This window comes from Burkholderia sp. BCC1988 (assembly GCF_905339895.1).
Taxonomy (GTDB): Bacteria; Pseudomonadota; Gammaproteobacteria; order Burkholderiales; family Burkholderiaceae; genus Burkholderia.
Map to the genome: position 1 here is coordinate 198,716 of NZ_CAJPHA010000005.1, position 11,969 is coordinate 210,684.

11 protein-coding genes are annotated in these 11,969 nt (G+C 66.4%); 4 read left to right on the plus strand and 7 right to left on the minus strand.

Annotation, left to right across the window (positions count from 1 at the left end; all coding sequences use genetic code 11):
- Window positions 1-178: 178 nt before the first annotated feature.
- Both U4012_RS09230 and U4012_RS09235 read left to right on the plus strand, forming a co-directional pair.
- On the plus strand, window positions 179-454 hold the full coding sequence (locus U4012_RS09230; RefSeq protein ID WP_044844996.1) for a hypothetical protein: 276 nt from the start codon (window positions 179-181) through the stop codon (window positions 452-454).
- Between the two features lie 163 nt (window positions 455-617).
- Window positions 618-1,610, plus strand: coding sequence for a DedA family protein/thiosulfate sulfurtransferase GlpE (locus tag U4012_RS09235; RefSeq protein WP_321797898.1), 993 nt, complete (start codon window positions 618-620; stop codon window positions 1,608-1,610).
- Between the two features lie 68 nt (window positions 1,611-1,678).
- On the opposite strand, the gene U4012_RS09240 is transcribed toward U4012_RS09235, so the two are convergent.
- The 7 genes from U4012_RS09240 to U4012_RS09270 all read right to left on the minus strand — a co-directional run bounded on the left by U4012_RS09240 (window position 1,679) and on the right by U4012_RS09270 (window position 9,570).
- Window positions 1,679-3,151: an OprD family outer membrane porin gene (locus U4012_RS09240; RefSeq protein WP_321797900.1), complete on the minus strand. Its 1,473-nt coding sequence runs from the start codon at window positions 3,149-3,151 to the stop codon at window positions 1,679-1,681.
- A 160-nt stretch (window positions 3,152-3,311) separates the two neighbouring features.
- Complete coding sequence (locus tag U4012_RS09245) at window positions 3,312-4,343, minus strand: ABC transporter ATP-binding protein (protein ID WP_044844994.1); 1,032 nt, start codon at window positions 4,341-4,343, stop codon at window positions 3,312-3,314.
- Entirely contained in the window at window positions 4,340-5,332 is a 993-nt protein-coding gene (locus U4012_RS09250; RefSeq protein WP_044844993.1) for an ABC transporter ATP-binding protein, read from the minus strand. Before U4012_RS09250 ends, U4012_RS09245 begins: the two co-directional genes overlap by 4 nt.
- A 2-nt stretch (window positions 5,333-5,334) precedes the next feature.
- On the minus strand, window positions 5,335-6,237 hold the full coding sequence (locus tag U4012_RS09255) for an ABC transporter permease (RefSeq protein ID WP_044844992.1): 903 nt from the start codon (window positions 6,235-6,237) through the stop codon (window positions 5,335-5,337).
- Between the two features lie 13 nt (window positions 6,238-6,250).
- The gene (locus tag U4012_RS09260) at window positions 6,251-7,189 is read right to left on the minus strand and encodes an ABC transporter permease subunit (RefSeq protein ID WP_124486048.1); all 939 of its coding nucleotides are present in this window, start codon (window positions 7,187-7,189) and stop codon (window positions 6,251-6,253) included.
- 11 nt (window positions 7,190-7,200) lie between these two features.
- A complete protein-coding gene (locus U4012_RS09265; RefSeq protein ID WP_044844990.1) occupies window positions 7,201-8,814 on the minus strand; it encodes a peptide ABC transporter substrate-binding protein in 1,614 nt (537 codons plus the stop codon).
- Between the two features lie 177 nt (window positions 8,815-8,991).
- Window positions 8,992-9,570, minus strand: coding sequence for a cupin domain-containing protein (locus tag U4012_RS09270; RefSeq protein WP_044844989.1), 579 nt, complete (start codon window positions 9,568-9,570; stop codon window positions 8,992-8,994).
- Between the two features lie 499 nt (window positions 9,571-10,069).
- Between U4012_RS09270 and U4012_RS09275 the strand changes: the two genes are divergently transcribed.
- Together U4012_RS09275 and U4012_RS09280 are read left to right on the plus strand one after the other, a co-directional pair.
- Window positions 10,070-11,593, plus strand: a complete 1,524-nt coding sequence (locus U4012_RS09275) for a peptide MFS transporter (protein WP_124921177.1) — start codon at window positions 10,070-10,072, stop codon at window positions 11,591-11,593.
- A 120-nt stretch (window positions 11,594-11,713) separates the two neighbouring features.
- A complete protein-coding gene (locus U4012_RS09280) occupies window positions 11,714-11,920 on the plus strand; it encodes a hypothetical protein (protein WP_044844987.1) in 207 nt (68 codons plus the stop codon).
- Window positions 11,921-11,969 lie beyond the last annotated feature (49 nt).

Below are 11,969 nucleotides of genomic sequence, written 5' to 3' on the forward strand. Positions count from 1 at the left end.
ATCCGGCCGAAACGCCCGCCCGGCGCGGCTCAAACATCAGAAGGATGGCCGGTGCAGCCCTCATTCAGGGACCACGAAAATGCTCCGTGTTGTGGCCCATTCGCGTTAAACTTCGTCAAGCTGCATTCAACAACGACATCTTCGCCAACCTGGCACACACGATACGAGGATAGGTTCGATGCGCACTACCGGCTCATCCGGGGCAATGACCCTGCTCACCGAACATGACCCGGCCGACGGCCGCGAACTGCGCTCGCTCCGGCTCGAATCGACCGACGACGGCAAGAGCGTGCTGCTGATCGACATCGACGAGCGCAAGCCCGGCATTCACCGCGAGGTTCGCTACGAGATCACGCCGGCCGAGCTGATCGCGGCGATCCGCTCGCACGGCGCCGAACTGCCTGGCGAAAACCACGGCGCCGCCTCGCTCGTCCGCACCCCTACCCCTTCGTGATGTCGACCGGTGAGCCGCGCACAACGCACCGGCTCACCGATCCGCCCGCATCACCCTGCCGCCGTCAGGCGCTTTGCGTCATTCCCCGCCGTCCGCTTGAAAATGGCCGATAATCGGCCCATCTTCGTACCTTCCACACGCGCTTCCTTTTCGGCCAGCCGTCATGCTCCGTGACCTCGTCGCCCAATACGGGCCGCTTCTCGTCTTCGCCAACGTGCTCGCGGCGGCCATCGGCCTGCCCGTACCGGCGATGCCGACGCTCGTGCTGTTCGGCGCGATGGCCGCGATGAATCCGGCGATGATCGGCTCGCAGCTCCTGACGGTGCTGGCGCTGTCGGTGCTCGGCGCGCTGATCGGCGACACCGTGTGGTACGTCGCCGGGCGGCGCTACGGCGGCACGACGCTGAAGACGATCTGCCGGCTGTCGCTGTCGCGCGACACCTGCGTGAAGAAGACCGAACGATTCTTCGGCCGCTACGGCGTGCGCGTGCTCGCGGTCGCCCGCTTCATTCCCGGGCTGTCGCTCGTGTCGGTGCCGATGGCCGGCGCGCTCGGCACGCGTTATCGCACGTTCGCCGGCTACGACGCGCTCGGCGCCGCGCTGTGGACGATCGTCGGCCTCCTCGCGGGGCTCGTGTTCTATCGGCAAATCGACTGGCTGTTCGCCGGCGCGAGCCGGCTCGGCCGCGCGGTACTGCTGGTGATCGTCGCACTGCTGGCCGTCTACGCGGCCGTGCGCTGGATGCGCCGCCGCGCGCTGATCCGCCAGCTCGCGACTGCGCGGATCGGCGTCGACGAGCTCGAAGAACTGCTGCGCGATGCGGCCGCGCCGGTGGTGCTCGACGTGCGTTCGCCCGAACACCGCAAGCTCGACCCGTTCACGATTCCCGGCGCGCAGTTCGCGGACGAACGGCACATCGAGGACATCGTCGCGCGCTATCCGTTCTCGCAGAAGTTCGTCGTGTATTGCTCGTGCCCGAACGAAGTGACGGCCGCGCTGATGGCCAAGCGCCTGCTCGACGCAGGCTTCACCGATGCGCTGCCGCTGCGCGGCGGCCTCGACGCCTGGCGCGACACGGGCCGCCAGCTCACGTCGCTGGTGGAGGACATGCCCACCGCGAACGATCCGGTGGCGGGGTTGCACAAGCCGGCCTGATCGAACGGGTCGCAGGCCGGCCGCGCGAGACGAAAACGACTGAAGGGGACGTTGCGTCCCCCCTTCGATCAGAACGCGTGCAGCGGCACGTTCACGACCAGGCGGTACTCCTTGTTGGTCGCGTCCGCGGTATGCGTGGAACCGGTGTGCCACATCGCGATGAACGTGACCTTCGTGTCCTTCAGCTTGCCGCTCCGGAACGTGTACGACGGGATGAAGCCGAACTCGTGGTGACGGCCCTGCACCGGCGCGCCGTTGCTCCAGTAGATGCTCGACTTGCTCGGATCGTTCGCAGCCCCTGCGCTGCCGTCCGCGCCCCAGCCCGTCACGCCCCAGACCATCGCCTTGAAGCCCGGCAGGCCCGCTTCCTTGCCGTAGAACGTGTAACGCAGCTGCAGCGACTTTTCGTGCGGCGCGTTGTAGTCGACGTCCATCGAGTTGGTCAGGAAGATGCCGTTCGTTTCGTTCAGGTAGTCGAAGAACTGGTCGCCGAGCACCTGCTGATAACCGAGCAGCAGTTCGTGCGGGCCGTGCTGCGCGGCCACCGACAGGCTGTACGCGTTGTTGTTGATCTTGCCCTGCAGCGCGTCGCCCGTGTCGTGCGTCGAGTAAACGTTACCAAAGCCGGTCCACTTGATCGACTTCGTATCGCCGATGCTGTGCTTCACCGACGCGTAGTACTGGTGCCACACGTCGTCGGCCTGGTTGGCGTACAGCGCGACTTCGCCGTCCGGCGAATAATCCCACGTGCCGCCGACGTAGGTCAGGCGATTGATGCGCGTGCCGCCGTATTGCGTCGTGAGGTTGGTGAGCGTCGTGTGGCCGCGCGCATCGGTCTTCGTGAAGCTGCCGGCCTCGAGCATCACGTTCTTGAATTCGTTGCTGACGATCGTCGCGCCGAGGAACGTCGGCGGCAGCGCGCGGTTGTCGTGCTGTTCCATGAACGGGTTGTCGACGGCCTGCAGACCGTACTTGACCACCGTGTTCGAGATGCGCGCCTTCACGTCGTAGATGCCCGGATAGGCCCATGCGAGCTGGTTCGAACCGCCGCCGCCCTTCGCGATGTGCACCATGCTGCCCGCGCCGGCACCGCCGTCGAGCTTCAGCGCCGCATACAGCGACGCGTCGAAGCCGATGCCGATCAGGCCGGTCGTGTAGCCCGACTCGAAGTTCGCCATCGCGCCCTGGACCCACGCGTGACGGTGCGGGCCGCCCTTGTTGTCGAGCGTGTCCGCATAGTTGCGGAACAGGAAATTCAGGTGGCTGTCGGCAATGAAGCCGTTCGACTTCGACTGTGCCGAAGGCTCGTCGGGCGGCGTGACGGCCTGGGTCGCCTCGGCGTTGATAATGGCGTTCGGGGTCGTTGCCTGCGCAACCGATGTGCCTGCGCCGGCGGACGGCGCCGCCTGCGCGACCGTCAGCGGTGCGGGGGCCGCGTCGTCGGCGTACGCCACGCCGCTCAGCGATACGCCGGCCAGCGCCGGCAAGCCCCATGCAAGCAGCATCTTCGATGCCGTCCCGATCGTCTTTTGCTTGTTCATCGTCATTCTCGTCTTGTGTTGATGTCGTCCACGCCGGTTGCGATCCGCTTCCAGCCCCCCGGCGAGCCCGGTTAAGGACGCGCCTTTACCCGCGGCGCGAAGATCATTCGCGCCGCACCCTACCCCTGTTGACCTGCCTGGTTATGTTTGCTGCGTCACTTCACGCCGCCACGCCCGCCCGGATGCACGCGACACGCGCCGGCGAGCCCTGCCGCACTTCCGGCAGCGGCACGTCCTGCGCGCACGCGTCGATCGCGACCGGGCAGCGCGTGCGGAACGCACAGCCGGACGGCGGGTTGAGCGGCGACGGCATCTCGCCCGCCAGCAGCATCGGACGGCGAGCACGCTCGCGCGCCGGCTCCGGCGTCGGCGCCGCATCGAGCAGCGCCTTCGTGTACGGGTGCTGCGGCACGCCGTACACGTCATGCCGCGTGCCGAACTCCATCACGCGGCCGAGATACATCACGAGCACGCGCTGGCTGATGGCCTTCACCACCGCCAGGTCGTGCGCGACGAAAAGATAGGACAACGACAGTTCGCGTTGCAGGTCGCGCAGCAGGTTCACGATCTGCGCCTGGATCGACACGTCGAGTGCCGATACGGGCTCGTCGCAGATCACGAGCTTCGGCTCGCCGATCAGCGCGCGCGCGATGCCGACGCGCTGGCACTGTCCGCCGGAAAACTCGTGCGGATAGCGCAGCAGGTGATGTGCGTTCAGGCCGACGCGTTCGAGCATCGTGACCACGCGGCGCCGCACTTCGGCGCGGCCGAGGCCCGCGTGGTGCGTGACGAGCGGCTCCGCGACGATCTGTTCGATCGTCATGCGCGGATCGAGCGACGCGAGCGGATCCTGGAAGATCATCTGCACTTCGCGGCGCATCGCGGTGCCGCGCAGGTGATCGGGCGCGACGGCTTCGCCGCGCCAGCGCACCGTGCCGGCCGTCATCGGCACGAGGCCGATCAGCGCGCGCGCGAGCGTCGACTTCCCGCAGCCCGACTCGCCGACGAGCCCGACCGTCTCGCCGCGCTTCACGTCGAACGACACGCCGTCGACCGCGCGCAGCGTGCCCTTCGGCGACCACGGATAGCCGCCGAGCGGCACGCGGAAATGCACCTTCAGATCGTCGACGGACAGCAGCGTATCGCTCGTCGTGCCCGTCGCGCCGGCATTGCGGCGTTCATCGACGCTCATCGCAGACCTCCCGTCAGATCGGCCAGCGGCCGGTGGCACGCGCGCACCGCGCCCGCCGCGCCATAGGTTTCGAGCGCGGGGCGCGCGGTACCGCAGCGCGCCTCCGCATACGTGCAGCGTTTCGCGAACGCGCAGCCGGCCGGCGCGGTGCCGGGCATCGGCGGATTGCCGGGAATCGCGACGAGCGGCGCGTCGTCGGCGTCGGTCAGGCGCGGCAGCGCGTTGAGCAGGCCGATCGTGTACGGATGCGACGGCGCCGCGAAGATCGAGTCGGCCGGCGCATATTCGACGGTGCGGCCCGCATACATGACCATCACGTCGTCCGCGAGGCCCGCGACCACGCCCATGTCGTGCGTGATCAGCACGATCGCGGTGCCGCGCTCGCGGTTCAGCTCGCGCAGCAGGTCGATGATCTGCGCCTGCACGGTCACGTCGAGCGCGGTGGTCGGCTCGTCGGCGATCAGGATTTCCGGCTCGGACAGGAGCGCCATCGCGATCATCACGCGCTGGCGCATGCCGCCGGAAAACTCGTGCGGATACATGCGGATGCGGCGCGCGGCGTCGGGAATGCGCACCGACTCGAGCGCCTCGATCGCGCGCTTCGTCGCTTCCTTGCGCGACAGCTTGCGATGCAGCTGCAGCGTCTCGGTCATCTGCCGCTCGATCGTCAGGAACGGATTGAGCGACGTCATCGGATCCTGGAAGATCATCGCGATCCGGTCGCCGCGCACCGCGTTCAGCGCACGCGTATCCATCTCGAGCAGGTTGTCGCCGCGATAGCGCGCGGCGCCCGTCGTCGCGCCGTTGCCGGCCAGCAGGCCGAGCAGCGCCATCACGGTCTGGCTCTTGCCCGAGCCCGATTCGCCGACGATGCCGAGCGTCTTGCCGGCTTCGAGCGAGAACGACACGCCGCTCACGGCGTCGATCGGCGGTGCGTCCTTGCGCGAGAAGCGCACGCCGAGGTTTTCTACTTCCAACAGAGCAGCCATCTTCAGCGATCCTTCGGGTCGAGCGCGTCACGCAGGCCGTCGCCAACGAAGTTCACGCAGTAGAGCGTCACGCACAGCATGACGGCCGGTGCCAGCAGCAGCCACGGCATCGATTCCAGTTTCTGCGCGCCGTCCTGGATCAGCACGCCCCAGCTCGTCATCGGTTCCTGCACGCCGAGGCCGAGGAACGACAGCACCGATTCGGTCAGCACGATGTTCGGCACCGACACGGTCGCGTACACGACGACCACGCCGAGCAGGTTCGGCACGACGTGACGCAGCACGATCGACGCGGGCGACACGCCGATCGCGCGCGCCGCGTCGACGAACTCGCGATTGCGCAGCGACAGCGTCTGGCCGCGCACGACGCGCGCCATGTCGATCCACGAGAACGCGCTGATGGTCAGCACGACCAGCATGAACGAGCGGCCGAACAGGGTCATCATCAGGATCGCGATCAGCAGGTACGGGATCGCGTACATCATGTCGACGACGCGCATCATCGCGGAGTCGACCCGGCCGCCCGCGAAGCCGGCGGTCGCGCCCCACGCGACGCCGAACAGGCCGGACACCAGCGTGCCGAGCAGGCCAACCTCGATCGACACGCGGCCGCCGATCAGCGTGCGCACGAGCAGGTCGCGGCCGAGCTCGTCGGTGCCGAACCAGTGCTGGTTCGCGAGCGTCGGCGCGAGGCTGATCGAGCCCCAGTCGCTCGCGGCGGGATCGGCCGCGAGCAGCCACGGACCGACGAAACATGCGAGCGTGATCAGCGCGAGCAGCACGAGGCTGAACACGGCCGCCCGGTTGTGAAGGAAGCGCGCGAACGCGAGCGCGAGCGGCGAGCGCGAACGCGGCGGCGAGTCGGTCTGCACAGGCAGACTGACGACGGGAGTAGTCGGAGTCATCGCAGTGCCTCGCTCAATAACGGATGCGCGGATCGAGCCATGCGTACGCGAGGTCGACCAGCAGGTTGAACAGCACGGCACAGACGGTCGTCAGCACGACGAGGCCGAGCACCAGCGTGTAGTCGCGGTTGATCGCGCCGTTCACGACCAGCTGCCCGAGCCCGGGCAGCGCGAACACCGATTCGGTGACGACGGCCGCCGTGATCGACGTGATGCAGACCGTGCCGAACAGCGACACGACCGGCATCAGCGCGGGCTTGAGCGCGTGGCGCAGCACGATCGTCGAGCCCGGCAGGCCCTTCGCGCGCGCGGTGCGGATGAAGTTGCTCGACAGCGTCTCGATCATCGAGCCGCGCATCACGCGCGCGAGCAGCGATACGTTGATGAAGGTCAGCAGCACGATCGGCAGCAGCCGGTACTGCCAGCCGCCGTCGCCCCAGCCGCCGGCCGGCAGCCAGCCGTTGCCGGCGGAGGTCTTCAGCAGGATCGCGAAGATCCACACCAGCACCGGGCCGAGCACGAACGGCGGCACGACGTTGCCGAAGTTGCCGATCAGCATCACGAAGCGGTCGATCACGCTGTCGCGGCGCACGGCCGCGACGGTGCCGAGCAGCACGCCGAACCCGATCGAGAGCGGGATCGAGATGCCGCCCACGCCGAGACTCACGGGCAGCGCCTTCTTCACGAGATCGTTCACCGACCAGTCGACGTAGCGGAACGACGGGCCGAGATCGCCGTGCAGCAGCGAACCGAGATACAGCAGGTACTGCTTCCACAGCGGCTCGTCGAGGTGGTACTTCGCGTTCAGGTTCGCGAGCGTCGCCGCGGACAGCTGCTTCTCCGTATCGAACGGACCGCCGGGCGTGAAGTGCAGCAGGAGGTAGCAGACGGTGATGACGGCGAGAATCGTCGGCACCGCCCACAACGTGCGTCTCAATGCGTAGGCCAGCATGATCGCTCCGCTCAGTGCTTGATCAGGTACATGTCCTGCGAAGCACGCATGTCGATCACGTTCTTCAGCGAGTAGCCGCCCACGTAGGGCTTCACGAGCCGGTCCGCGGAATACTGGAACAGCGGCACCATCGGCGTGTCGTTCATCGCCGCGTCGTGCGCCTGCGTGAGCAGCGTGGCGCGCGCCTTGTCGTCGAGCTTCTGGTTGCCTTCTTCGACGAGCGTGTCGGCCTGCTTGTTGCAGTAGCCGACGGTATTCTGCGAGCTGCCGCAGCGGATCAGGTCGAAGAAGGTCATCGCGTCGTTGTAGTCGGCGAACCAGCCGTCGCGCGCGATCTGCACCTTGCCGTCATGCCGCTCCTTCATCAGCACCTTGAACTCGACGTTCTCGAGCTTCGTGTCGATGCCGAGCTTCGTGCGCCATTCCGATGCGGTGAACAGCGCGACCTTCTTGTGCAGGTCGTTGGTGTTGTACGTCAGCGTGAACGACAGCGGCTTCGCATCGGAGAAGCCGGCCTGCTTCAGCAGGTCCTTCGCGGTCGCGACGCGCTTGGCCATCGGCCACGACGCCCATTCCGGCGTGAACGGGTGCACGCCCTTCGTGCCGTTCGGCATCAGGCCGTACATCGGCTTCTCGCCGGCCTGCGTGAGCTTCGACGTCAGCACGTCGCGATCGATCACCATCGACAGCGCCTGGCGCACGCGCTTGTCCTTCAGCGCCGCGTCGCTGTTGTTCAGGTAGTAGTAGTAGGTCGCGAGCTGCAGGCCCGGGCGCAGTTCGCCGCCGAACTGCTTGCTGACCTGCTGGAAGATGCCCGACGGGATCGAGTAGCTGTAGTCGATCTGGCCGGCCTGGTACATGCGCATCGCCGTTTCGTCGCTTTCGATTGGCAGGTACGTGACCTTGTTGATCACGACCTTCGGCGCGTTCCAGTACTTCGCGTCCTTCGAGATCACGATGCGGTTGTTCGGCTGCCAGTCGACGAGCTGGTACGCGCCGTTGCTGACGATGTTGCCGGGACGCGTCCATGCGTCGCCGAACTTCGCGACGGTGTCCTTGTTCACCGGCGCGAGCGGCACCATCGCGGTCAGTTCGGGGAAGAACGCGACCGGCACGTCGGTCGTCACTTCCAGCGTGTACGGATCGACCGCGCGCACGCCGAGCGTCGTCGGCGCGGCCTTGCCGGCGATGATGTCCTTCGAGTTCTTCACGAACTCGACGAGGATCGTGTACTTCGAGCCCGTCTTCGGGTCGACGAGGCGCTGCCACGAGTAGACGAAATCGGCGGCCGTCACGGGCTGGCCGTTGCTCCACTTCGCATCGTGGCGCAGCTTGAAGATCCAGGTCTGCGGCGTCTTGCGCTCCCACGACTGCGCGACACCCGGCACGACCTGGCCGGCCGCGTCGATGCGGGCGAGCCCTTCGAACAGGTCGAGGCCGATCGTGTTGCCGGTCCACGATTCGATGTGCGCCGGGTCGAGCGACTCGACTTCGGCGGGCACCTGGCGCGTCAGGTCCTGTTGAGGAGCGAGCGTGACGTTCGACGGAACGGTAACGGCGTGGGCGACGGGCGTCGTCAGGGCGAGCGCGGCCAGCACGGCCGACATGGCATGCAAGGATTTCATCGTGGCAGTCTTGAGAAAGTTGTTCGGCGAGCGATGCGCGGCGGATGCCGCGGTTACGCGTGAGACGCTGACGGGTACAGCGATTGAGGAGGCCCGTGATTCTCGTATTGCATCTTAGTATTCCTTACGTTTCTTTCGACAGGCATTCCGTCTTGGAAACGAAGGAATACCTGTGCGTTAGAACAGCCGCGGCGTACCGACCCAGACCACCACCGACTCGACCTTCGCGGTGTTGACCCAGCTGTGCGGGACCGTCGACTGATAGTGCGAACTGTCGCCGGCCTGCAGGACGAACGTCTTGCCTTCCAGCGTCAGCGACACTTCCCCTTCAATCACATACAGGAATTCCTCTCCTGCATGGGTCGTCACCTCCGACCGCTTCTGCCCCGGCGGCATCCGCACGAGGATCGCCTCGAGCTGACGCCCTTCGGTCACGTTGGTCAGCCTCGCGAACAGGTTCGCCGAATCGGCGAATCCGAAGAAGCGCAACTGATCGCCTCTGCAGACCGAGCGTTCCTCGCTCGGCGTATCCACGAAGTACTGCACCGTCACGCCGAGCGCCTGTGCGATACCGGCCAGCGACGTCAGTGACGGCGACGCGAGCCCGCGTTCGACTTGAGACAGAAACGGCTTCGAAATCCCCGCGGCGGTAGCGGTGTCGTCGAGCGTGCGCTTGAGTCGTTGGCGCAACGCGCGAATCTTGCTGCCGAGTGCGGCAGCGTCTGCCGCTCGCGAGTTTTCAGTGGGGGGAACCATAGCAGGCCGAAAAGTGGTCGTCAAAAAATGTTTGATGGAAAGTAACTAAGTTAATACGAGATAGCTTAATCTTCGGGTTCGCACACGTCTTCGGTGTTGAGCCCGGTGCACTAAACAGGGCACGAAGCGGGCGAAACGACGCGCTATCTTGCCAGACTCGCCGGCTTCACAGGCAAGCTGCAAGCGGCTCTCCGGGAATTTTCGGAGAACGGGCGCAAAGCTTACAAATAGATGATGAGACAAATTTTCCTGAAAGCTGCTGCCATATCGGGAGTTTCCCTGAGTGGCGCGGACCTGACGCACCGGACCGGCAAACGTTACCACTCGCGCGCCGGTCGGGGCCTCGCACCGCCTTATCGGGCGGAGTCCGACCCCGGCCCGGGCTAACCCGCCCGACTGCTCCATCGCCGACGCAAAGCCTACCCGGCCACCGTGCTCCGGCGCCAGTTCGACCCCCAAGGCGACGCGCGATCCGCGCCGTCCGTTTCAAACGAGATTGATGATGCACGCACCTGTTTCACAGACCCGTTCGTTTACGACGGTCTTCCTCATCGAAATGTGGGAGCGCTTCGGCTACTACGGTATGGCCGCGCTCCTGGTCCTCTTCATGGTCGACCGGCTCGGTTTCACCGACAGCCATGCGAACCTGACCTGGGGCGCGTTCACCGCGCTCGTCTACGCGTCGCCGTCGATCGGCGGCTGGATCGGCGACAAGGTGCTCGGCGCACGTCGCACGATGATCATCGGCGCGGCCGTGCTGTGCGCCGGCTACCTGATGCTGGCGGTCCCGAACGACGCGCTGGCGTACATGTACGCATCGCTCGGCGTGATCGTCGTCGGCAACGGCCTGTTCAAGGCCAACGCGGCGAACCTCGTGCGCCGCATCTACGAAGGCGACGATGCGCGCATCGACAGCGCGTTCACGATCTACTACATGGCGGTCAACATCGGCTCGACCGTGTCGATGCTCGCGACGCCGTGGATCAAGGATCACTGGGGCTGGCACACCGCGTTCGCGGTCTGCTGCGCCGGTATGCTGCTCGCGATCCTGAACTTCATGCTGATGCACCGCACGCTCGCGCACATCGGCTCGCAGCCCGACGACGAACCGATCCGCTGGAAGCGCCTCGGCGGCGTGGCGGCAGGCGGCGTGGCGCTCGCGCTGGTCACGCTGTACGTGCTGCAGCACAAGCAGCTCGCGGTCGCGAGCGTATGGACGGCGGCGTTCGCGATCCTCGCGATCTTCGCGTACATGATCGCGAAGTCGGAGCGTTCGGAACGCGCGGGCCTGATCGCGGCGCTCGTGCTGATCGGCCAGGTGATCCTGTTCTTCATCTTCTACGTGCAGATGTCGACGTCGCTCACGCTGTTCGCGCTGCGCAACGTCGATCCGCGCTTCATCCTGTTCGGCACGACGCTGTTCACGTGGAGCGCCGCGCAGTTCCAGGCGCTGAACCCGATCTGGATCATGATGCTGAGCCCGGTGCTCGTGTGGGTCTACAACGCGTTCTCGAAGAGCGGCCGTGACCTGCCGGTCGCCGCGAAGTATGCGTTCGGCTTCGGCGCGGTAGCCGCCGGCTACCTGGTGTTCACGATCAGCGGCCGCTACGCGGTGGACGGCCGCGTGTCGTCGTGGTTCATGGTGTGGGGCTACGGCCTCTACTCGCTCGGCGAACTGCTGGTGAGCGGCCTCGGCCTCGCGATGATCGCCCGCTACGTGCCGGCGCGCATGAGCGGCTTCATGATGGGCGCGTATTTCGTCGCGACGGGTGTGTCGCAGTATCTGGGCAGCGTCGTCGCGAACTTCGCGCAGATGCCGTCGCACGACCTGCCGGCCACCGAATCGCTGCCGCTGTACCTGTCGCTGTTCGAGAAGCTCGGCTGGCTCGCCGCGATCGGCATGCTGCTCGCCCTGCTGCTGCTGCCGATGATGAACCGCCTGTCGCGCCAGCATCAGCGCTGCGCGGAAGAGCGCCGCGAGGAAGAAGCGGTGCAGGCGCAGGCGATGGCCTCGGCGCAGTAAGTACTATCCCTCGGCGTGCGGCGTGCACGCCACATTCTCCCGCCAGCGCGGCCAGCACGTCCTACACTGGTTGCAACGGCGCATCCGCTCCGTCGTGATGCGCACTGGCGGGAGAAGATCATGAAAAACAAGACGACTCGGCTCTTGAGGATACTGTCGGACATCCGGCACGCGCAGCGCTGCACCACATTGCGCGCCGCCCGGGCCGCGGCCGAAGCCGACGCGGTGCTCGCGCAGCAGGACGATCCGAAGTCCGACGAACGCGACGACGCCGAATCCGACGACGCGACCGTCGTCCCCCGCTCCCGTATCGGCTCACCTCACTGAGCGCACCGCGCGGCACGTTGCGTGCCGCCCGCGCGTTTTCCCGCACCGT

What these genes read in the sequence shown, in the direction of transcription:
- U4012_RS09250 (WP_044844993.1), bottom strand. Translation starts at nt 5,332, where the DNA reads ATGGCTGCTCTGTTGGAAGTAGAAAACCTCGGCGTGCGCTTCTCGCGC.
- U4012_RS09245 (WP_044844994.1), bottom strand. Translation starts at nt 4,343, where the DNA reads ATGAGCGTCGATGAACGCCGCAATGCCGGCGCGACGGGCACGACGAGC.
- U4012_RS09270 (WP_044844989.1), bottom strand. Translation starts at nt 9,570, where the DNA reads ATGGTTCCCCCCACTGAAAACTCGCGAGCGGCAGACGCTGCCGCACTC.
- U4012_RS09265 (WP_044844990.1), bottom strand. Translation starts at nt 8,814, where the DNA reads ATGAAATCCTTGCATGCCATGTCGGCCGTGCTGGCCGCGCTCGCCCTG.
- U4012_RS09260 (WP_124486048.1), bottom strand. Translation starts at nt 7,189, where the DNA reads ATGCTGGCCTACGCATTGAGACGCACGTTGTGGGCGGTGCCGACGATT.
- U4012_RS09275 (WP_124921177.1), top strand. Translation starts at nt 10,070, where the DNA reads ATGATGCACGCACCTGTTTCACAGACCCGTTCGTTTACGACGGTCTTC.
- U4012_RS09240 (WP_321797900.1), bottom strand. Translation starts at nt 3,151, where the DNA reads ATGAACAAGCAAAAGACGATCGGGACGGCATCGAAGATGCTGCTTGCA.
- U4012_RS09280 (WP_044844987.1), top strand. Translation starts at nt 11,714, where the DNA reads ATGAAAAACAAGACGACTCGGCTCTTGAGGATACTGTCGGACATCCGG.
- U4012_RS09230 (WP_044844996.1), top strand. Translation starts at nt 179, where the DNA reads ATGCGCACTACCGGCTCATCCGGGGCAATGACCCTGCTCACCGAACAT.
- U4012_RS09235 (WP_321797898.1), top strand. Translation starts at nt 618, where the DNA reads ATGCTCCGTGACCTCGTCGCCCAATACGGGCCGCTTCTCGTCTTCGCC.
- U4012_RS09255 (WP_044844992.1), bottom strand. Translation starts at nt 6,237, where the DNA reads ATGACTCCGACTACTCCCGTCGTCAGTCTGCCTGTGCAGACCGACTCG.